15 protein-coding genes and 1 pseudogene are annotated in these 22,028 nt (G+C 40.0%); 7 read left to right on the forward strand and 9 right to left on the reverse strand.

Features of this window, described 5'->3' with window-relative positions:
• Positions 1–67: 67 nt before the first annotated feature.
• From H5183_RS13925 to H5183_RS13940, 4 genes are read right to left on the reverse strand one after another with little or no spacing between them, the layout of a single operon-like run.
• Complete coding sequence (locus H5183_RS13925; protein WP_182731945.1) at positions 68–1,276, reverse strand: ABC transporter permease; 1,209 nt, start codon at positions 1,274–1,276, stop codon at positions 68–70.
• An 11-nt stretch (positions 1,277–1,287) separates the two neighbouring features.
• Positions 1,288–2,601: an ABC transporter permease gene (locus tag H5183_RS13930; RefSeq protein ID WP_182731946.1), complete on the reverse strand. Its 1,314-nt coding sequence runs from the start codon at positions 2,599–2,601 to the stop codon at positions 1,288–1,290.
• A 3-nt stretch (positions 2,602–2,604) separates the two neighbouring features.
• Entirely contained in the window at positions 2,605–3,315 is a 711-nt protein-coding gene (locus H5183_RS13935; protein ID WP_182731947.1) for an ABC transporter ATP-binding protein, read from the reverse strand.
• 27 nt (positions 3,316–3,342) lie between these two features.
• The gene (locus H5183_RS13940; protein WP_182731948.1) at positions 3,343–4,596 is read right to left on the reverse strand and encodes an efflux RND transporter periplasmic adaptor subunit; all 1,254 of its coding nucleotides are present in this window, start codon (positions 4,594–4,596) and stop codon (positions 3,343–3,345) included.
• Positions 4,597–5,387: 791 nt separating this feature from the next.
• Here H5183_RS13940 and gltB point away from each other — a divergent pair.
• From gltB to H5183_RS13975, 7 genes and pseudogenes are all read left to right on the forward strand, one after another.
• Positions 5,388–9,845, forward strand: a complete 4,458-nt coding sequence (gltB, locus tag H5183_RS13945) for a glutamate synthase large subunit (protein ID WP_145242134.1) — start codon at positions 5,388–5,390, stop codon at positions 9,843–9,845.
• Between the two features lie 9 nt (positions 9,846–9,854).
• Complete coding sequence (locus tag H5183_RS13950) at positions 9,855–11,270, forward strand: FAD-dependent oxidoreductase (protein ID WP_182731949.1); 1,416 nt, start codon at positions 9,855–9,857, stop codon at positions 11,268–11,270.
• Positions 11,271–12,054: 784 nt separating this feature from the next.
• Entirely contained in the window at positions 12,055–13,131 is a 1,077-nt protein-coding gene (locus tag H5183_RS13955; protein WP_182731950.1) for a GTP pyrophosphokinase family protein, read from the forward strand.
• Between the two features lie 103 nt (positions 13,132–13,234).
• A complete protein-coding gene (locus H5183_RS13960; protein WP_182731951.1) occupies positions 13,235–13,711 on the forward strand; it encodes a GNAT family N-acetyltransferase in 477 nt (158 codons plus the stop codon).
• Positions 13,712–13,834: 123 nt separating this feature from the next.
• Positions 13,835–15,859 (forward strand): phosphotransferase, encoded by a 2,025-nt coding sequence (locus H5183_RS13965; protein ID WP_182731952.1) that lies wholly within the window; start codon positions 13,835–13,837, stop codon positions 15,857–15,859.
• Complete coding sequence (locus tag H5183_RS13970) at positions 15,840–16,136, forward strand: hypothetical protein (RefSeq protein ID WP_182731953.1); 297 nt, start codon at positions 15,840–15,842, stop codon at positions 16,134–16,136. Before H5183_RS13965 ends, H5183_RS13970 begins: the two co-directional genes overlap by 20 nt.
• 102 nt (positions 16,137–16,238) lie before the next feature.
• A pseudogene (locus tag H5183_RS13975) lies at positions 16,239–17,267 on the forward strand (IS110 family transposase).
• Positions 17,268–17,719: 452 nt separating this feature from the next.
• Here H5183_RS13975 and H5183_RS13980 read toward each other — a convergent pair.
• The 5 genes from H5183_RS13980 to nadK all read right to left on the reverse strand — a co-directional run bounded on the left by H5183_RS13980 (position 17,720) and on the right by nadK (position 21,947).
• The gene (locus H5183_RS13980; RefSeq protein ID WP_145242196.1) at positions 17,720–18,040 is read right to left on the reverse strand and encodes a hypothetical protein; all 321 of its coding nucleotides are present in this window, start codon (positions 18,038–18,040) and stop codon (positions 17,720–17,722) included.
• Positions 18,041–18,143: 103 nt separating this feature from the next.
• Positions 18,144–18,569 carry a hypothetical protein gene (locus H5183_RS13985; RefSeq protein WP_145242198.1) on the reverse strand — a complete coding sequence of 142 codons (426 nt, stop codon included), beginning with the start codon at positions 18,567–18,569 and terminating at the stop codon, positions 18,144–18,146.
• A 109-nt stretch (positions 18,570–18,678) separates the two neighbouring features.
• Positions 18,679–20,352 (reverse strand): DNA repair protein RecN, encoded by a 1,674-nt coding sequence (recN, locus tag H5183_RS13990; RefSeq protein ID WP_182731954.1) that lies wholly within the window; start codon positions 20,350–20,352, stop codon positions 18,679–18,681.
• 92 nt (positions 20,353–20,444) lie between these two features.
• Entirely contained in the window at positions 20,445–20,984 is a 540-nt protein-coding gene (locus tag H5183_RS13995) for a hypothetical protein (protein WP_145242202.1), read from the reverse strand.
• Positions 20,985–21,062: 78 nt separating this feature from the next.
• A complete protein-coding gene (nadK, locus tag H5183_RS14000; protein ID WP_145242288.1) occupies positions 21,063–21,947 on the reverse strand; it encodes an NAD(+) kinase in 885 nt (294 codons plus the stop codon).
• Positions 21,948–22,028: the final 81 nt, after the last annotated feature.

Raw genomic sequence — 22,028 nt, forward strand, 5'->3', positions numbered from 1 at the left:
TTTTTGTTATCTTTATTTCAAAATGCTACACGGTATTAAACCAGTGTAGCATAGGTTGGGAGCTGCTTTATATTGTTCGCGTGGCGATACTCGGTGATATGTTGGCGGCACGTTTTGCAGGGCCAAACACGGCAAGTAAGCTCATAACAAACACCATAATGGCAGTGCCTGCGATATAGCTCGGCGGCAGTGCGGCAATTGAAAAGTGCTGCATTAATAATTGACCAAGTAACAGCGCCGCAATAATGCCAAGGAGCAACCCCACGCAGCAGATCATCGCATTTTCAACTAAAAAGTAGTTAATAATGGCTGATTTTCTGGCTCCTAATGCACGGCGAGTGCCTATTTGCTTGGTGCGTTTGCTGATATTAAATAAGGTTAAGCCAAAAATCCCCAATGCAGTTACCAGTACTAATATCGTGATGAGCACAATCAGCATACGCATCATCAATTTGTCTGCTGCAACATATTCGTCTTTAAGTTGATCTAAGCCATTGATATTGTTGATTACCCGTTTATTGTAATTATTCAGCATCGCGGTTTCGATTTGCTTCATTACAGCTGCACGTTGACCGGGCTTGGTTCTGACTGCAAATTGTGCGTAAGTTTTGCCTTGAATATAAGGGATCAGCGCAACATTATTTGGGTGACTATCTTTAAGCCAAGGGCTCTTCATATGATCTGCCACACCGATAATCGTTAAAGGCAAATCGCCAAAATAAATTGTTTTGCCGAGGCCATCACCTTCAGGAAAAAGTTCATCGAGTAAAGCTTGCGTGACAACAGTAACATTGGTAGTTCTCTCAGTGGGTGAATTAGTGATTGTTACTTCATCCTCTGTAAAGTTGCGCCCTGCAATTAGTTTTACACCATAAGTGTCTAAACCATGCTCATCAATGAAAATATAAGAACTACGGATACTTTTACTTTCTTGAGGAGCCGGTTTCAAATTAAAGCTTGATGCACTGCCACTACCGGATAGGGGAATACTGCTGCTTTGCGCTGCATTTACAACCCCAGGTAGGGCTCTTAACATCGCTTCGTCTAATTCAAACTGTTGACTTAAATCGATATCTTTACCAAAGGTCATCACGTTGAATTTAAAAATATCGTGTTCAGGGTAGCCAGTGTCTTGATTTAAAAAAGCGACTCTATCTTGGATAATAAATGCCGCATTACTAACGATTGCGGTGGTTATGGCAATTTGAATTAAGAGTAATATTGCCCCGACTTTTGAGCGGCAAAGAGCATGAAATATAGGTTTGATCTCTAACATTAGTGTGCTCCTTATTGGCTTTTAAGATAAATAGCTGGGTTAGTACGGCAAACCAGCCATGCAGGATAAAGCCCGGCTACTATGCAGGTTGTAATAGCGATAACAGGCGCACTGAGTAACATAGTGATATCCATTGTGGCGATTGATGAATAGTAATCATAGCTTTGACGAACAGCCCACAAACCTAATTGCGCAAGTACGATACCGACTAGGCCGCCAAAACATCCAAGCATAGCCACTTCAACAAGGTGTTGTAAAAACACTTGTCGTTTACTGGCGCCTAGTGCTCGGCGCACACCTACCTCCGGTGCCCGACGCAAAAACTTAGCTAGCAATAAACCAAGAATATTTGCTAAACACACTGCTAAAAACATAAAACTTAAGCCGACCAATATTTTATTGTCTTCACTAACGACATTATTGTATTGCATCCATTGGTTAACATCACGTAGCTTATATTCGGGTTTTTCTCGGGCAAAGCGGCCGCGCTTTTTTTGCTCTTGAATGTAAGAATTAAGATAATTTTCGTAGTTTGTTTTTTGCTCCGCGTTATCTAGTTGCGCCCAAAATTGGATCCAAACTATTTCCGATTGCATTTTATCGGCGTAGCTATTGATATTCTCATGTTTCCAACCGTTGCTGTTGCCCCAAGTAGTTAGCTCTTTGGTTTTGACTAAGCTAAATGGTAAAAATAATTCTTCAGGTTCATTAAATGCACCATTATTTAAATCATAATACTTAAGGTTAAGTGACCAGTCAGCGATCACACCAACAACTTCGTAGCTGTAATCATCTAAGTAGATCAATTGGCCAATTGAGTTGTTTCCTGCAAACAGTTTATCGTTGAGTTCTTTTGAAATCACCACCACAGGGGCGGCAGATTGCTCTTGTTGTTCACTCCATTCACCGCCGTAAATAAACGATACATTAAACATATTAAAAAAATCAGGCGTAGTCATCCGTGCATTACTGGTAAACGGCTTTACTTTGTCTGAGTCTAGATACACTGAGAATCCAGTACGCATCATCGCGACCTTTTTTTCAGGAACAGGCGCATTCTGCAAATTGACTGCATCTTGATAAGTCAGTTGCATAGGAAGGTTATCCTCGGTCCACCACGTATGGCCTTCATCCATGGTTTGTAATTGCACAGTATAAAGTTGATTGCTTTTTTCGGGAATAGGATCCGCCGACATCATATGATAAACGCTTAAACTGGTCATGGTTACACCAATCCCAATAGCAATGGCTAGCACCATTAACATGCTTACCAGTGGTGTGCGCTTAAAACTACGCCAACTTAAATCGAGGTAATGTAATAGCATAAGTTACACTCCAGCCACATTTTTTAGGTTTTGCGCGCCTTGATACAAGGTAAAGTCGGCAAGTTGACCATCAACCACTTGAATATTACGAGGTGCTCTGCGGGCAAGTTCTGGGTCATGAGTCACCATAATGATGGTCGCGCCGTCACGGTTAATTTGCTCCAGCAACTCCATCACTTGACGTGCCATTAAGCTGTCTAGGTTACCTGTTGGTTCATCGGCTAATAAAAAGCGCGGCTCACCGGCGAGGGCGCGGGCAATCGCTACCCGTTGCTGTTGACCACCTGATAACTGCTGCGGCAAATGTTTAGCGCGTGAAGCTAGACCTACTTGTTCTAAGCACTGTTCAATACGACGTTTACGCTCGCTTGCTTTAATACCTCGGTAGCGCAGTGGCACTTCAATGTTTTCATATAAATTTAAATCAGGGATCAGGTTGAAGCCTTGGAAAATAAAACCAATTTTTTGATTGCGACAATCCGCCCGTTGATTGTCGTTCAATTTGCCAACATCAATACCATCGAGCAGATATTCACCACTGCTAAAAGGTTCTAACATGCCTGCGATATTTAAAAAGGTGGTTTTCCCGGAGCCACTAGGGCCAGTTACTGCAATAAACTCACCTTCATCTACGTGCAAATTAAAGTCGCGTAGTGCATGGGTTTGCACCATTTCTGTTTGATACAGTTTGCTAATATTATTCATTTTAAGCATGAGTTGATCCTTGTAATATGTTTGTTCTTATCTCAGTAATAATGTTGACGCTTGTTTAAAGTTATCGTAACTGGAGATGATCAGCTGATCGCCTGAGCTAACACCTTGTAGCAATTCTATTGCGTTGATGCTGCTTGCCCCGGTTGTGATATTTACCAGTTGTGCGGTGTCGCCGATAACTTTGTAAACCTGCGTACCACCTTGCTGCATAAACGCACCGCGTTTGATTTGTAAAACGTCATCACGATTTTCTAATAAAATGCGCGCTGTTAATCGCTGGTTTTGGCGAATGCCTTTTAGCTCTTCGTCAAAGCGTACTCGAGTAGTTACTTCACGATTGTTAACTTCCGGCGAAATTGCCGACAACACACCAGTCACTTTTTTTGCCCCGAGTGTGAGCTCAACTTCCATTCCTAAACCGAGTTCGTTGGCGTAACTTTCAGGTACTTGCAGTTGTGCTTCAAAATTACTTAAATCAACCAGCGTCATTAACGGCTGACTTTGGGTAACGGCTTCTTTTTGTTGTACAAGCAGGTTACCAACAATGCCGGTGACGCTGGCTTTAATAGTTAAGTTTCTGACTTGGCGATTTAAATCATCAACGATCAGTTGTTGGCGAGCGAGATCGCGCTCTGCAGCTTTGAGTTCAAATGCGAGTGTATCTTTAGCAAGTTCAACTTCTTGTTGAGCGTGTTTGTAAGAAAGCTTGGCACGGGCAAGATCATCTACTGCTTTTTCTAAATCAATTTGGCTGATCAAGTTTTTTTCGATAGAAAGCTTAGCACGGCGATTTTCCCTGTCTGCTGCATTGAGCTCTACTTGGGCGAGATCAAGCGTTTTGGTTAAGCTTAACTTTTGTCGGCGTGCTTCTAAGTGCTTACGTTGTAATTCACCATCAAGGCGGGCTAACACCGATTGTTGCTGTTTTAGTTCATTATTGAGTTCTGGGCTATCGACTAAAGCAATAATGTCATCTTTATTTACTTTATCACCGGCTTTAACTTGTAAATCCACATAGCCACGTTCTGGGCTATAAATCTTGGGAGCATTTGCAGCAACAATTTTACCGCTGGCGGCTACATCACGTACTAAACGACTAATATTAACGGTAGCAATCTGTAAAGAAGCCCGCTCAACAGAAATACTGCCTTGATTGTTACCCATAAATGCTTGTGCACATAAAGCAAGTACAGCAAGTGATAGCGCCAGTACTATTAATGGTTTTTTGTAACTACGTCTTTGCGTAATACTTACATCTTGTCCGCTGGTATCTTTTATCATGAGTGATCCTTAGCTATGTCTATTCTCGCAGTAAGTGATCATCAAGCTCACTACTAAGACAGTGATTGGTGAAACTAAAAATAAACTGAGAATAAACATAAGTTGTGTCCTGTAATTATCTTTTAATGTTTATTCGAATATCATGCCACTATTTAATGTCATGATTTTAATGAAATAATTATTTATTTTTAAATTATTTGGTGTCCGCGGACATAAATTGTGTCCGCTGCGGACACTTTACTATGGCGGCTAAGAAGCTGCCGCAGGCGTCAACAGGGTGAGCAAGCTAAAAACTTACTAACTAGCGTAAATTATGCAAAATGTGACTGTTGTGATGATAATTATGCATTAATTAGTGGCTTTAAATTTACCCATAAAAAGACACTGGAAAGAGTATTTACTCTAATGTGCACTGTGGTATCGACCTTGAACGACAGCAAAGAGATTCAATAAAAAAGAAAGCATTTATTTTCGCTACATAACTAAGTGAATATTTATTCATTTTTACTCTGGTTTACGTTAACGTAAACTGCAGGTTTGTAGAGCGGTTATTTTACAACTTGTTAAATATGACACCAGTGTCATAAAAAAATAACGGGTAAAATATCGCTAAATGTTAAAAATAGGCATGAAATAAAAAGATTGTGTTGTGGTGAGAAATATTCAAGAATGTGAATATGTATTCAAAGCGCTATTGACTCAATGTACAATTGGCGATAGTTTTGACTGTCTGCTAGCAAACCGTCGAGAAGGTCATTCATAGCTAGCTGTTGTAGCAAGGGGAGGGGTCTATGTTATACGACTCAAAATTAGAAAAAGATAATTGTGGCTTTGGCTTAATAGCCCAAGTTAATGGTCAGGCAAGTCATCGTTTAATTCGAACAGCGATCACTGGCTTAGACCGTATGGAACACCGTGGTGGTATTTCTGCCGATGGTAAAACAGGCGATGGCTGTGGCTTATTATTACAAAAGCCAGATAGCTTTTTTCGTGCTATTGCCGCTGAAAAAAATTGGCACTTGGGTAAAAATTATGCCGTTGGCATGATTTTCCTAAACTCAGATCCAGTACTTGCGCAAGCTGCAAAAGATATATTGAGTGAAGAACTCGAAAAAGAAACCCTCAATATTCAAGGTTGGCGAATTGTGCCAACAGATGAATCATGTTTAGGGCCAATTGCAATAAAGCAGTTACCTAAATTTGAACAGATTTTTGTTAATGCACCAGAAGGCTGGCGCCCAAAAGATTTAGAGCGTCGTTTATACGTTGCGCGCCGTCGTGCTGAAAAGCGTTTAAGCGAAGATGAAGGCTTTTACATTGCCAGCTTGTCAGGGTTAGTAACTATCTACAAAGGCTTAATGATGCCGGTGGATTTGCCTAACTTCTATTTAGATTTAGCTGATATCCGCATGACCAGCGCAATTTGTGTATTTCACCAACGTTTTTCAACTAATACACAACCGCGTTGGCCTTTGGCTCAGCCGTTCCGCTATTTAGCGCACAATGGTGAAATCAACACCATACAAGGTAACCGCCAGTGGGCTCGTGCTCGTTCATATAAGTTTGCATCGCCGCTTATTCCAGATTTGCAATCAGCAGCACCATTTGTCAATGAAACCGGCTCAGATTCATCAAGCCTAGATAATATGCTTGAGTTGTTTTTAGCTGGTGGCATGGATTTATTCCGTGCTATGCGAATGCTAGTGCCACCTGCATGGCAGAAAAACCGTGCGATGGATGATGACTTACGTGCATTTTACGACTTTAACTCTATGCACATGGAACCATGGGATGGCCCTGCTGGTATTGTGATGTCTGATGGGCGTTTTGCAGCGTGTAACTTGGACCGTAATGGTCTGCGTCCTGCACGTTATGTGATCACTCAAGATGGCTTTATTACCCTAGCTTCTGAAGTGGGTATTTGGGATTACACTGCGGATGAAGTGGTTGAGAAAGGCCGCGTTGGCCCTGGTGAGCTATTAGTTATTGATACTCAGTTAGGTAAAATTTGGCACTCAGACGAAATTGATCGCGATCTTAAATCTCGCCATCCATATAAAGCATGGCTTGAGGCCAATGTTAAGCGCTTAACGCCGTTTGAGCAGCTATCAGAGCAAGATGCGGGCAACCGTTCATTTGATGATGAAACATTACTGAAATATCAAAAAATGTTTGGTTACACCAATGAAGAACTTGATAGCGTTATTCGCGTAATGGGTGAAATTGGTCAAGAAGCAACCGGTTCTATGGGGGATGACACGCCATTTGCAGTGCTTTCTGAAGGTAACCGTTCATTGTTTGATTACTTCCGTCAAAAGTTTGCGCAAGTAACTAACCCGCCAATCGATCCACTGCGTGAAAACCATGTAATGTCGCTGGCGACCTGTATCGGTAGTGAGCAAAACGTGTTTAACGAGACCACCGGCCACGCTAAGCGCCTACAGTTTGATACGCCAATCCTAATGTATGCAGACATGCAACAATTATTGAGCGCTGATCAGGCTCATTACAGCTATTGCAAAATCGATATCACCTACAGCAAAGAAGAAGGCCTTGGTGATGCAGTAATCCGTATTTGTGACGAAGCGCAAGAAAAAGCAGCTGGTGGCTGTGTCATGTTGTTTTTGAGTGACCGTAATTTTGATGAGAATAAATTACCAATTCCTGCCGCTATGGCTGTTGGAGCGGTACAAAAGCGTTTAGTTGATAACAATTTACGTTGTGAATCAAATATCATCATTGAAACAGGTAGTGTCCGTGACGCGCATCAATTTGCGGTATTAATTGGTTTTGGTGCAACGGCAATTTACCCGTACTTAGCATATGAATCACTGGTTGCGATGAGCGACTCTAAAGTGATCAACAAGAGCTATTGCCAAGTTACGCTTGCTTATCGTAATGCAATCAACAAAGGCTTGTACAAGATCATGTCAAAAATGGGCATTAGTACCGTGGCATCGTATCGTTGTTCAATGTTGTTTGAAGCAGTTGGTTTGTCGGATGCAATTGTTGATACCTGTTTTAATGGTGTGGCAAGTCGCATTAAAGGCGCGTGTTTTACTGATTTTGATGATGACCAACGCAAGTTACATACTTTGGCATTAAGTAAACGTAAATTACTCAGCCATGGCGGCTTATTAAAGTATGTGCATGACGGCGAGTATCACGCGTACAACCCAGATGTTATTCAAACGCTACAAAAAGCGGTGCGCTCAGGTGAATATTCTGATTACAGCGTATACGCAGATCTTGTTAATAAGCGCCCAATTGCCACATTACGTGACATGCTTGCACTGAAACTGCCAGCAGAAGGGATCAGTATTGATGATGTTGAGCCAGCAACTGAGCTATATAAGCGTTTTGACTCGGCGGCAATGAGTATCGGTGCATTATCGCCAGAGGCGCATGAAGCGCTTGCAATTGCGATGAACCGCTTAGGTGGCTGTTCAAATTCAGGTGAAGGCGGCGAAGACAAACTACGCTATGGTACCGAGAAAAATTCACGTATCAAGCAAGTTGCGTCAGGTCGTTTTGGGGTAACACCACATTATTTACGCAGTGCTGACGTTATTCAAATTAAAGTAGCGCAAGGTGCAAAACCAGGTGAAGGCGGGCAATTGCCGGGCGAAAAAGTAACCCCGTATATTGCTAAGCTTCGTTACTCGGTACCGGGTGTGACCTTAATTTCGCCACCACCGCATCACGATATTTATTCGATTGAAGATTTAGCTCAGCTTATTTTCGATTTAAAACAAGTAAACCCTAAAGCGTTGATCTCAGTAAAACTAGTATCAGAGCCAGGTGTGGGCACAATCGCCACTGGTGTTGCTAAAGCATATGCTGATTTAATTACTATTTCAGGCTATGACGGCGGTACTGGCGCAAGTCCGCTAACGTCGGTTAAATATGCGGGTAGCCCGTGGGAGCTTGGTCTTGCTGAAACACAACAAGCGCTGGTTGAAAACGGTTTACGTCATCGTATTCGTTTGCAAACTGATGGTGGTTTAAAAACCGGCCTTGATATCATCAAAGCAGCTATTTTAGGTGCAGAGAGCTTTGGTTTTGGTACGGGTCCTATGGTTGCGCTTGGTTGTAAGTACCTGCGTATTTGCCACCTAAATAACTGTGCAACCGGTGTAGCAACGCAAGACGAAACATTGCGTCAAAAACATTTCCATGGCCTACCAGAAATGGCGATGAACTACTTTAAGTTTATTGCTCAAGAAGCCCGTGAAATTATGGCAAGCCTAGGGGTTGCCAAACTAACAGACTTAATCGGTCGTCTTGATTTACTCGAAGCGATTGAAGGTAAAACGGCAAAGCAGCAAAAAATTGACTTATCGTCAGTGATTGCACAGCCGAATAACCCAACTGGTGAAACCTTATACTGCAGCGCACCTAATACGTCACATTATTTAGGTAAGTTGAATGAAACCTTACTTGCTAAAGCTCAACAAGCAATTGATGAGAGCAGCGGTATTTCACTGGTCAGCCGTATTTGTAACACTGACCGTTCAGTGGGCGCGATGTTATCGGGTTATATAGCCGATAAGCATGGCAATCAAGGCATGGCAGCTGATCCTGTCTCGATTGAGTTACACGGAACCGCTGGTCAATCATTTGGTGTATGGAATGCTGGTGGCCTAGAAATGACCCTAGTCGGCGATGCTAACGATTACGTAGGCAAAGGCATGGCGGGCGGTAAGCTGGTTATTCGCCCACCACTGGGTTCGTCATTTGAAAGTCACAAAGCGACCATCGCAGGTAATACCTGTTTATATGGTGCAACGGGTGGCAAGCTGTTTGCTGCAGGTTGTGCTGGAGAGCGTTTTGCGGTTCGTAACTCAGGCGTGCAAGCGGTTGTTGAAGGCGTAGGTGATAATGGCTGTGAGTACATGACCGGTGGCGTAGTTTGCGTGTTGGGCAATGTAGGCGTGAACTTTGGTGCAGGTATGACCGGTGGCTTTGCCTATATTTTGGATGAGCGTAATGACTTTGAAAAACGCATTAATCCAGAGCTAGTCGAAGTGGTGCTGTTAGATGAGCTAGCGTCACACCAAGAGCATTTGCGTGGTCTAATTGCTGAGCATTTAGAACTAACAGGCTCAAGTCGTGCAGAAACTATTTTAGCCAGTTTTGAAACGTATTTACCAAAATTCAAACTAGTTAAGCCAAAATCAAGTGATGTGAAAAGTTTACTCGGGCATCGCGCTCGTAGTAGTGCTGAACTTCGTGTTCAAGCACAGTAAGGGGGTAGTATGAGCGAGAATGTATATCAATTTATAGACGTGCAGCGGGTTGATCCCCGCAAAAAGCCAATTTCGTCACGTAAAAAATCATTTGTTGAAATTTACGAACCCTTTTCAGAGAAGCAAGTAAACTCACAAGCGGACCGCTGCCTAGATTGTGGTAACCCGTATTGTGAATGGAAATGCCCAGTGCATAACTATATCCCACAGTGGTTAAAGTTAATTCGTACTGGCCGTATTCTTGAAGCTGCGGAGCTATCACACCGCACAAATAGTTTACCAGAAGTGTGTGGCCGGGTGTGCCCGCAAGATCGTTTGTGTGAAGGTTCATGTACATTAGACGAAGAGTTTGGTGCAGTAACAATCGGTAATATTGAAAAATATATTACTGATACTGCATTTAAAATGGGCTGGAAGCCTGATATGTCGTACGTGGTATGGACCGATAAAAAAGTAGCTATCATCGGTGCCGGCCCTGCAGGCCTAGGTTGCGCTGATATTCTAGTGCGTAATGGTGTAAAACCAGTGGTATTTGACCGTCATCCAGAAATTGGTGGCTTGCTTACTTTTGGTATTCCATCGTTCAAACTTGAAAAACAAGTCATGCAAAAACGTCGTGAAATTTTCACCGAAATGGGGGTTGAGTTTAAACTTAATACTGAAGTCGGTGTTGATATCACAATGGATGAAATATTGGCCGAATACGACGCAGTATTTTTGGGAGTGGGGACTTATCAAAGCATGCGTGCTGGCCTTGAAAACGAAGATGCACCAGGTGTACATGATGCATTACCGTTCTTAATTGGTAATACCAACCGCGTAATGGGCTATGATGAGTCTAACCAAGCTTATCTTGATATGGCTAACCAAAAGGTTGTGGTACTTGGTGGTGGTGATACCGCGATGGACTGTGTACGTACTTCAATTCGTCAAGGTGCGGAAAAAGTAATCTGTGCTTATCGTCGTGATGAAGAAAACATGCCAGGTTCAAGACGTGAAGTGAAAAACGCCAAAGAAGAGGGCGTTGAATTTACTTTTAACGTGCAACCAATCGGTATCGTACTAAACGACAACGGCCATGTTGCAGGCGTACAAATGGTGAAAACCCAAATGGGTGAACCAGATGAAAAAGGCCGAAGCAGAGCTGAAGTGATCCCGGGTTCTGAGCATGTGATTGAAGCCGACCAAGTACTCATGGCGTTTGGTTTCAAACCACACAAAATGGATTGGTTAGAAAAGTACGATGTAGAAATAAACCACTGGGGCGGCATTAACGCACCAGAACAAGGTGAATTTACCCATCAAACAACTAACCCTAAAATCTTTGCTGGCGGCGATATAGTGCGCGGCTCAGATTTAGTAGTCACAGCAATCTTCGAAGGGCGTAACGCCGCCGAAGGGATCATGGACTACTTGAAAGTGTAAGACTTTTACGGGTCAAAGAGTAAAGAGCAAGCCGATTGGCTTGCTTTTTTTATGGCTTGGATAATTGCTTTAAGTTGTAAGTTGTAAGTTGTAAGTTTGCTCGGTGTTAAATTAAGCGATGTAGGTTGATTTGAGTAGAACGAAACCCAACGAAAAAATATCTTTTCAGTCTGCATCAAGGTTTTGTATTATCAGATGTTTTATATCGCTGTTCTAAATTTTTGAAAAGCCATTTAAATAATGATTCACAAAGAGGTTAAGAGGCGCTGCGCTTAAGATGATAGATTATAAATAAACATCTGCGTATATCTAATTAATAAACGGGAGCTAACTTGGCTAATAAAACTGCACCTATAAATATGCGAGTAGAGCCGTCTGTTCATAATCTAATTGATGCTGCTGCCCAAAAAGCATAAATTGTCAGGATGCGAAGCTTTTCTAAAAGCTATTCACAGAGCACTAATAAGTGCGACAAGCTAAAGTAAGCAGCGATTTCACACAATCAGTCTCATAAATACTCTAAAGGTGAGCTTTGAGCGAATTGCAGACATTAAAAAATTAAATTTATTCCTATGTTTTGAGCAGAAACCTAATTTTGTCCAATAACATTATTAAACGCTGTTTTGGTGAAAAATAATAAGCGTAATCCTCAGCCATTTTAATTACTTGTTTACAAAAGTAATTATTGGTGGAATTATCAAGGTCTGTAATATACGCCGTTTTGGTGTGTTATAAACCACCACAATGGTGTTCAATAAGCTGTTAGCCATCAAAAGGAGTTCCAGTGGCATCTTTAGATTACGATTTCGAAAAAAACCATTTTAGAGAGTTTTATAGTGATAACTTGAAAATTCTTGATGATGCAAAGACTTCGTTCTGTGCATTAATAAATGCTTTGGTTTCACATTCTGGGGATATCGCAATTTCCAAAATAGAAGGCAGAGTCAAAGATAAAGAAGAATGCCTTGGTAAGTTTAATCTAAAGTATCGTAAAGAGCTTGAAGCGAATGAAACTGAATATGAAATTAAAGACCATATTTCAGATTTAATTGGCCTCAGAGTCGTTTGCTTATATGAGGATGACATCGAAAAAATTAAGGCGGTATTAGATCAGCATTTTTCAGTCATTGACGTGACAGACAAAATTGCTCTAATGGAGAAAACTGAAGGTTCATTCGGTTATAAGGGGTTGCACTTAGACTTAAAACTAGGAGACGATCGCATTGAGATGCCTGAATATAAAGCATTTGTGGATTTTAACTTTGAAATTCAAATACGAACTATCGTTCAAGATTCATGGAGCGTTTTGGATCATAAAATCAAATACAAGAAAAAAATCCCAAATAAATTAAAAAGAAGAATAAATACATTGGCTGCATTATTTGAATTGGCTGATAGGGAATTCCTTGCAATAAGAACTGAGACTGAACTTGAAATACAAAAAGCCGAAGATGATGATACGGATGAAGTATTAGACTCTAACGTTGCAGGCCCACAAAAATTAATATCATCTAATGGGAATGGATTATTAACTGCATTCGGACTTCTAAAAATAGCTAATCACTTCTTCTCTGATTTTGATGCTGAAGCACATAAAGTTGATGGGTTTACAGATGAAATTGTTTCTTTGGAACCTGATATAACAAGAACTAAGTTGAATACCTATATGAAGGAAGGTATTGCAAAAGTAAAACGCTATAAAGCTGACTTTGAAGCCAATGGAAACTCAAAAGATACTTTAAATCCATATACCATGATAAGACACTGTTTGTACTATGGTGATAAAGATGTATTCAGTTCAGTTCTCACCAATGCTTCTAAAGAAAAATTTGAAAAATGGCTTGGTGAAAATGATGGCTAACAAGCGCTTTAAAAGTAACAAAAACAGTTGGTTAGGTTTAGCTTCGCTCCACATTATAACCAACAGCTTTTGTCCGCTTAAGCGGGCGTTATGACATATGAGCATGGAAAAAATAGCCAAAAGTCCTAAAAATTGCACTGACGCTGAGCTTGAGTCATTTGAAAAATTGGTGACCGAAGGCGGGGAAGTTTCGTTGGCTGGGCTTCGACAGAGAATTAAGCGTGCAGAGAAGCTTGTCTTTATCAATGATGGCGAATGCGTCGCTGTTGGAGCCATCAAAAACCCTAATGCTGGATACAAAGCAGGTGTTTTTGAAAAGGCAGGAGTTCCTAAGTACAGTAGATATGAATATGAACTGGGCTGGCTGTATGTTGCGAAAGCGGCGAGAGGCAGAGGCTATGGACGCGTCTTAATGGAGACTATTCTCGACTCGCTATCTGGAAACGCATGCTTTGCCACGACCCGTGAAGATAATGCTTCAATGCACTACTTGTTCGATCAGTTTAGCTTTTCGAAACTTGGTCTGCCATACGAAAGCCTAAATGGGGACTATTCTCTTATGCTTTATGCGAAGTCATAACAAGGCCAAGCACAGCGACAGCTATTTCTTTGCGCCTTCTCCTTACGTGTGTTGGCAGCGTTATACGGTAATTCGAGCATTGCTCTGCATTGGTACGTATTTTAATTATAAAGGGAATATTCGTTGAAAAAAATTGATCTTCATTTGCATACAGTCCCTACATTTAGTGATGCACACTTTGAGTTTTCATTGGATAAGCTAAATGAATACGTTACGGTGACAGAACTTGATGCTATTGCTATAACAAACCACGATATTTTCGATCTCGCTCAATTTCAAGAGATTGAAAAATCCTTGGATTGCATAGTATTTCCAGGCATTGAAATTTATGTTGATAATGGTCATATCCTTCTCATTTCAGAGAACGAAAACTTAGATGATTTTCAGCTTAAAGCTAATAAAGTATCTGAAAAAATAAAGAAGGCAGGAGATAAAATAAATGTCGAAGAATTAGTTCAGATATTTGGAAATCTTAATGATTATTTAATTATTCCTCACTACCAGAAAAAACCATCCATATCAAAAGACACCTTTGAACAACTACGCACCTTCATAGATGCAGGCGAAGTTGACAGCCCAAAGAAATTTGTTCGAATGGCAAAGGATGAGAATGAAATAACCCCTGTTTTATTTAGTGATGTAAGGATTAAGGATTGTTTACGTAAGTTCCCCCCAAGGCAAACCTATATTGATTGTGGTGAATTAACAATAAGCGCAATCAAGCATAGCCTGAGTGATAGAAGCAAAGTTGCTTTATCAAAATCTGATGGAAATAAACTGTTCCAGATATTTGATGATGGTCAACAACTTTCTACTGGTTTGAATATTGTTCTAGGGGCAAGATCTTCTGGTAAAACAGTGACTTTAAATCGGATCAATGAGGAATGTAAAAACGTAAAGTATATTCCTCAGTTTTCACTAGTGCAGAGAGATGATTCAAACTATGAAAAAGAATTCAATGAAGGTGTGGCTCGAAAGAAAAGCAATTTTGTTGATAAGCACTTGGCTCCTTTTAAAGCAGTATTAGATGATGTAACTACCGTTGACCTTGTTACGAATCGCCGTAAGGTAGATGAGTACCTTGAAACTCTTTTGAAACAGGCAGAAGAGGTAAGTAAACGAGACGCTTTCTCTAAAGTTACTCTATTTAACGAGTCACAATTTGAAATAAGCGAAGAGAAAGGACTTACTGACCTCATAATCTCTGTTCGACTATTAATTGAAAATATTGAGTACAGAGATGTAATTGATAAACATATAGATGTAGAAGGTTTGAAGGCTCTAGCATGTGAGTTAATAGAGTCTCTTTGGAAAAAAATACTTAGCACAAAGAAGAAGAATGTTGTTAATGAGGTAGTACGGGACGTAAAAAGTAAACTCAAGCTACGGTCTTCTAGCACACAAGTGAAAGATGTTGATTTGTATAAAATAATGATTGAACATCAAAAGGTTTTGAAATTTAATCTAATTGCCAAACAACTTCAGACTGAAAAAATTATTCATGAAGAAAATATTCAAGGCTTTAAAGTTGTTTGTAAGCAACGAGCTTTTAACGGGGCTGGCGAAGTTAAAAGTGTAAGTGGTAAGAAAGTTGCCTTTACCAGTGCCTACAAAGAATACTCCTCCCCATATAAATATCTTCTTGAATTGAAAAATAATGATGCGTTAACTCCTTCAGAGTTCTATAAATATTTTGCATGTATTGAATATGAAATTCTTAACAAAGATGGTTTTAAAGTTTCAGGTGGTGAAAGATCAGAATTCAGATTGCTTCAAGAAATTAAGGATGCTCAAAATTATGACTATTTATTAATTGATGAGCCCGAATCTTCTTTTGACAACGTTTTTTTGAAAGGTGAAGTGAATCAAATATTGAAAGAGCTATCACAAACTATGCCTATAGTTGTAGTAACACACAACAGTACCGTTGGAGCATCTATTAAGGCTGATTATGTAGTTTATACATCCAAAGAAGTTGAAAATGGTGAAATTGTATATCGAAGATATTCTGGGCACCCGTCTGTTAAAGAGTTAAGTACTGTGGATGGAATAAAAATGAATAACTTCAAGGTGACTATAGACTCATTAGAAGCTGGTGAAACAGCATATACAGAAAGAAAGAGTGGTTATGAAAGCATTAAAAATTGAAAATTCTCAGGGATTCTTTTTGAAAGAAGACGGTAATTATGAATATTTAGATAAATTAGATAAAACGATATTGCTTCAACTAGTTAACATCGCTTTGGGAGATGATTACGTAATTGATGAATATGATGAATCTAAACTTAAGAACCAAGCTCATCAAATCATTTACAAAAGTATTAGCGAAAAGCTTAACGATTTACATCTAAGGCGGCAACAGTTTCGTGACACTTCAGAAAACTTATACCTAGAAGAATATGAGAAATATAAGACTCATGGATGAATATATGGGTGTAACGGTCAACAATGAATTTAAAACCGTATAAAAAGATAATTGGACTCCCAACCTCTACACTGAAGTAGAAATTATTTTCGGAGTTCAAGTATGAATAAGTTAAGAATAGGTGTCGATTTAGCTCATAAATTAATACAAGTTTGTAGTTCTACAAATAATAAAGTGCACTCAAATAATGAGATGACACTGCAACAATTTAGTGAGTACTTGGCGTCGCTTAGTCCTTCAACGATTATTTTTGAAGCCTGTGCGAGTGCCAATTATTGGCATCAATTTGCAACTTTACTTGGTCATAATTCCTTATTAATATCTGCACGATTAGTCATGTCTGTTCGTCAAAGTCAAAAAACAGATAAAAATGATGCTTTGGCTGTTTTACAGGCATCGTTGTTACCAGATGTTCACTTTATTACTGCAAAATCAATTAATGAACAGCAAGCGCAATCAATGCTTAAATTGAGAGAGCACAGTGTTAAACAAAAAGTAGCGCTTAAAAATCAACTCACTGGTTTACTACGTGAATTTAATATAAGCAGTGGTCGCTCAATATGTTAGTTTGTCGGTACTATTCAAGATGCATTAGAAAATGCCGAAAATGGGTTTTGTGATGCATTTAGAAAAATGCTTAAAGTATCATTGGATTTATATTTAACGTTAACTGAAGCAATTGCTGCCTATGATTTAGCATTGGCTAAATGGATTGACGAAACACCAAGCTGTAAAAAATTAATGCGACTAGAAGGGGTTGGGATCTTAAATGCTATTCATCTTTTTATTAATTTGTCGTCGGGTGAATTAGCCAGGTTTAAAGCAGGCAAAGATGCCGCTGCTTGTATCGGTTTGACACCGACTCAACATAGCTCAGGTGGTAAAGTAAGTTTAGGTAAAATAAGTCGACGTCGAAATACAACATTACGTAGTTTACTCATTACAGGTGCAATGGCTGTGATCCAACAAGTTATTAAACGAGAGCCAAAAACAAGTAAAGAACGCTGGCTGAAAGCGTTAATAGGACGACGAGGGAAAAAGTGTGCAGCTGTCGCATTAGCCAATAAAACGGTTAGAACCGCTTTTTCTTTAATCAATAATAAAACAGAATATAAAGCTGTTTTATTATAAAAAATCAATCATCATTTTTAGCTGAATTAATAACATGTTAGATGACACAGTATAGTCACAAGAGCGAAAAGCTCGTTAACAAGAAGAGTGCTCTAACACGCGAAATTATCTTGGAGTCGAGGTAGCGCCTCATTTAGAACTCGTACATAAGAAAGCGAATATATTTAGTTAAAATAGTTGTTGATAAATGGGAGTCCACATAAGTGACTATGGTGCCTCTCCGCTGTTGGCACAAAGCCGTCCTTAAGCCCTAAACCATGGTGTCCAAGCGAGAGAAATAGCTCTCGTTTGCTTCACGGCTTCAGCCGCAACTATAATTTTAATATATATTGTTGGGTTTCGTTGCACTCAACCCAACCTTGTATCTACAGTGTTTAATTATACACTGAGCTAAATGTGGCTTCCTAGCTTCTAGAACCTTTAACCTAGCCCCTAGTATTTTTAACCTTTTTTCAATGACTCGCTTGCAGGCAATTAAGCCACTCATCGGGTTCAGCTAAAATAAACTCTAGATGATAATTTTCTTTGGTGGTTATTTTGATTCCAGCGGTGGTGATAGGGATTAAACCGCCGGCTTTAGCTGCGCATTTTTCGACATGGGAAATATTATTAAGTTTGATGGCATAACAACCTAAGTTAAGTTGTTTATTGAGGGCTTCAAAATGCAGCAGGTTATCAGTAAGAGTAAGGCGGCCATCAGCTTTAGCAACACCCAGTTGTAATGTTGCATAACAACGTTTTAGCTGGGTGATTTTAGATTGTGTAGCGCTCATTATTCATTCCATCGATTTTTTTATTTTATTGAGTGTATGTTGCTAAATTAAATGTGTCAATTATGTAAAATAAATGTTTTTAATTGTTATTTTAAACAGTGCGTTACAGAAAGTTTTTAGCGCGGTGGTGCATTTTTTGTTGTTTATTAACAAGTACAAAAGCAGCCACGACTAATACCATTTGAGTGGCTAGCGCGCACAGCGTTAACATCAAATCCATACGGTTATCAGCGCGTTGCACTAAGCTTAATTCGATAAACCATGCTATGGCGAGCATTAAAACAAGTGAGCCATGTAAATAACGTTGCAGAGTTATTTTAAACTGAAGGTGCTTCCATTGACTAAATATAAGCAGCGCTAAGCTAATTAACGGGATCAAAAATAGGCTAATAAATGCAATGACTAAAAGTGGTTGCCATGTGCTATTCGTCAGTTGCGTGGTATTTATAAAGTAATCGTTACAACCCGTTAAAAGTGTAAAACAAAAAAGTAGGCTAATTAATTTTATTGGCAATGTTGTTATCGTCATGATTTATATGTGTTCTATTGTTAGTTATTAAGCCTTGCTTTATATAAGTAAGGCTTAATGGATGGTTGTATTTAAAAATAGTCTAAACGTAGGTGTTGTTTTAGCTTAATTAAGCATGCGCCATAATTAACTCTTTTGCGTTAGCTTTGGCTGTTTTACTGATGTTATCACCACCAAGTAAACGGGCAATTTCATCAATACGGCCATGTTTACTGAGTGGCAACATTTGTGTAAAGGTTTCGCCATTGGCAATTTCTTTGGCCACAAAAAACTGCTGATGCCCCGAGCTGGCAACTTGCGGTAAATGGGTTACGCAGATAACTTGAGTTGATTTGCCTAATTGACGTAAAAGCTTGCCTACAGCTGCTGCAGTTGGTCCAGAAATACCTACATCCACTTCATCAAAAATAAGCGTTGGCGTAGTGACTTTTTGCGCAATAATAACTTGTATCGCTAAACTTATACGCGACAGCTCACCGCCAGAGGCGACTTTAGACAGTGGTTGTAATGGCTGCCCGGGGTTGGTTGATACTAAAAACGCTACATTATCAAAACCTAGGCTGTTTGGTGCTTTTTCAGGTTGTGGTGTAAGGGCGATTTCAAACACACCATTTTCCATTGATAAATGCGCCATGCTTGCACTGATCAATGTATTTAATGTCTGCGCGGCCTCATGGCGGCTTTCGCTTAGGGTTTGCGCAGCTTGCTGATAAGCTGCTAATGCTTGGTTAATTTCACCTTCAAGTTGCGTTAAACGGGTAGAATTATTACTAATCGACTCAAGCTCTTGTGTGATACTTTGGTGAAACTCAACTAAGTCCTCTGGTTTAATATGGTGTTTACGTGATAAATCCATCGCACCACTTAATCGTGTTTCAACGTCGATTAGTCGGCTCGGATCAAGTTCAGCTTGCTCTGCATAATTACGAATTTCACGACTCGCTTCCTCAACTTGCACAGCCGCTTCTTCGAGTAAAGCAGCCACACTAGCTAGGCTTTCATCAAACCCCGCAAGCTCAGCAAACTGCTGCGCGCTATGTTGTAATAGGGAGCAGGCATTTTGCTCGTCATTTTCGTATAAGCTTTGTAACTCACGTTGGCATGCTTCAATAATAGTTTGGCTGTGGCTGAGCTTATAATGCTCGGCTTCAATTTGCGAAAATTCATCTGGTTGTAAAGCAAACTCATCAAGCTCAGCTACTTGGTACTCTAATAATTGCTTTTGTGCTGCTTGTTGCAACTGGGCTTGTTCGAGCGCGGTAAATTCTTTTTGTAAGTTTTGGCAATTACGATAATGCTGGCGCACTGCTTCAACCAGAGGTTGATGACCTGCATAAGCGTCTAATAGCTGGAGTTGATGTTCGCTTTTAAGCAAATATTGGTGAGCATGTTGACCATGAATAGAGATCAAGTACTGACCGATTTCTTTTAGTTGGGCTGCAGTGACTGGGGTGCCATTAATATAACTTTTGCTGCGGCCATTTTTACACACCACACGACGAAGTAAGCACTCTTGCTCATCATTCGATAGCAAATGCTGTTCTAAAAACTGCTTAGCCAAGGGGAGGTTGGTTAAATCGAAGGTGGCGCATATTTCAGCGCGCTCAGTGCCTGGGCGAACAGCTGAGGCTTCGGCACGTTCACCCAAACATAAAGATAAGGCGTCAATAGCAATAGATTTACCGGCACCTGTTTCACCCGTAATGGCTGTCATACCGCTTTGCCACTCGGTGCTTAAATTGCTTACAATTGCAAAATTTTTAATCTCTAACCCAGTTAACATACTGTTCATCCATCCAGTCAATTAACTGTTAATTTATACAGTGTTTTGGGTTTTTGCAAATTAATTTTTAATGTCGCTATCTAGTTTATTACTTACTCACTGGTTGATTTCTCAAAATTAGTTTCAGGATCAACAGGTTTGACATAATCTTCAGGATTCGCAGATAAATCATCAGTGCGTAAAACTTTAATCATGGATGGTAAAAGTTCATGGTAAAACGTTTTATTGTAAGCAACGCCGGCTATGGGTAACTCAGCGACAAAAAAATCTAAGCGTTCAGCTAGTGCATCTCGCTCACCTGTTACATAAGTTTTTGCCAACTCACTACTAATCGTGCTGATCAATGACTCGTTTATGCGTTCAAGATACAATAAGTTTTCGTCAGTATGAGGTTGTACGACAAAGAAATTACTGGCAATAACTTGTATTCTTGGGATGTATTTAGGACGAATTATTTTTGCGTCGCAGTACTCATTTAATTTTATTTTTAACTGTTGAGTTACTTCTTTAACGCGATTATTGAATAGCTTTTTTTGCGCTTCAAGCGCTTTTCGGCGATTATTTTCAATCACCAAATAGCTGCCAAGCAGCGTTATCAATAATAATAAAGCAAAGAAAACAACATACGTCATTTCGGTTTGATTTCCCTTGAAAAGGTAATAAATGAATTCAGCTTATTTTGCTCTAAAGTCTGAATGAGCGCAATAGAATTAATATAAACGACTACCCCAGTTGAGCTTAGTGCGAAGTACATGATAGTAAGAGTAGTCTTTGGGGTGGATCAGGCGCAGTTTCTTATCTGCTTTTTTAATTATCACTTCATCGCCAGGCAATACAGCAAGCACCACATGACTATCGCAGCTGACTTGTAAGCTGTCGGTATTCTCTAAGCTGAGCTTTAAGCGTACTTCGTTATCGGCATCAACCACTAATGGTCGGCTTGATAATGTATGCGGAAACATCGGTACTAATGAGATTGCATTTAGTTCTGGGGTCAAAATGGGCCCGCCACCCGACAGCGAATAGGCTGTTGAGCCCGTAGGGGTTGAGACAATTAAACCATCAGAGCGCTGAGAAAAAACAAAATCGTTATTAATGAAGGCTTCAAATTCAATCATGTGAGCGACTTTATCGGCATGTAAAACGGCTTCATTCACTGCTGAGTTAGCACTTTTTAATTCGCCATGGCGATAAACTGCAACTTCTAATAAAAAGCGTTTTTCTTCAAGATATTGACCACTTAATACTTGTTCTAAACTAGCTTCAAAGCCTTCTGGGTTTAAATCTGTTAGAAAGCCTAAATTGCCTCTGTTTACGCCTATAACAGCAACATCAAATCGGGCTAATACCCTTGCTGCGCCAAGCATATTACCATCACCTCCGACCACAATAGCGAGATCGGCACGTTCGCCAAGCTCAACCAGTTTGACTAACTTTTCCTTGGGGACATTGGTTAATTGATGACCTGTTCTCTGCTCTAATAACACGTCAAATCCTAACGCATTTAAAAAAGTGTATAAGCGCTGTAAAGTTGCAGCTGCACCACTGTGATTTGGTTTGCCAATTAAACCTATGGTTTTAAACGGTGATTCCATGATAAACGCATCAATAGTATTAATATCAGTAGAGTAACTCAAAAGTGACAAGTTTGAAAATAACCTTGAAATAAACTCACT

It is taken from the genome of Pseudoalteromonas sp. SR44-8 (genome assembly GCF_014163635.1).
GTDB lineage: Bacteria > Pseudomonadota > Gammaproteobacteria > Enterobacterales > Alteromonadaceae > Pseudoalteromonas > Pseudoalteromonas rhizosphaerae.

Bases quoted from the DNA above. Each gene is read 5' to 3' on its own strand.
- H5183_RS13925 (WP_182731945.1), bottom strand. From the start codon at position 1,276: ATGTTAGAGATCAAACCTATATTTCATGCTCTTTGCCGCTCAAAAGTC.
- H5183_RS13930 (WP_182731946.1), bottom strand. From the start codon at position 2,601: ATGCTATTACATTACCTCGATTTAAGTTGGCGTAGTTTTAAGCGCACA.
- H5183_RS13935 (WP_182731947.1), bottom strand. From the start codon at position 3,315: ATGCTTAAAATGAATAATATTAGCAAACTGTATCAAACAGAAATGGTG.
- H5183_RS13940 (WP_182731948.1), bottom strand. From the start codon at position 4,596: ATGATAAAAGATACCAGCGGACAAGATGTAAGTATTACGCAAAGACGT.
- gltB (WP_145242134.1), top strand. From the start codon at position 5,388: ATGTTATACGACTCAAAATTAGAAAAAGATAATTGTGGCTTTGGCTTA.
- H5183_RS13950 (WP_182731949.1), top strand. From the start codon at position 9,855: ATGAGCGAGAATGTATATCAATTTATAGACGTGCAGCGGGTTGATCCC.
- H5183_RS13960 (WP_182731951.1), top strand. From the start codon at position 13,235: ATGGAAAAAATAGCCAAAAGTCCTAAAAATTGCACTGACGCTGAGCTT.
- H5183_RS13970 (WP_182731953.1), top strand. From the start codon at position 15,840: ATGAAAGCATTAAAAATTGAAAATTCTCAGGGATTCTTTTTGAAAGAA.
- H5183_RS13980 (WP_145242196.1), bottom strand. From the start codon at position 18,040: ATGAGCGCTACACAATCTAAAATCACCCAGCTAAAACGTTGTTATGCA.
- H5183_RS13985 (WP_145242198.1), bottom strand. From the start codon at position 18,569: ATGACGATAACAACATTGCCAATAAAATTAATTAGCCTACTTTTTTGT.
- recN (WP_182731954.1), bottom strand. From the start codon at position 20,352: ATGTTAACTGGGTTAGAGATTAAAAATTTTGCAATTGTAAGCAATTTA.
- H5183_RS13995 (WP_145242202.1), bottom strand. From the start codon at position 20,984: ATGACGTATGTTGTTTTCTTTGCTTTATTATTATTGATAACGCTGCTT.
- nadK (WP_145242288.1), bottom strand. From the start codon at position 21,947: ATGGAATCACCGTTTAAAACCATAGGTTTAATTGGCAAACCAAATCAC.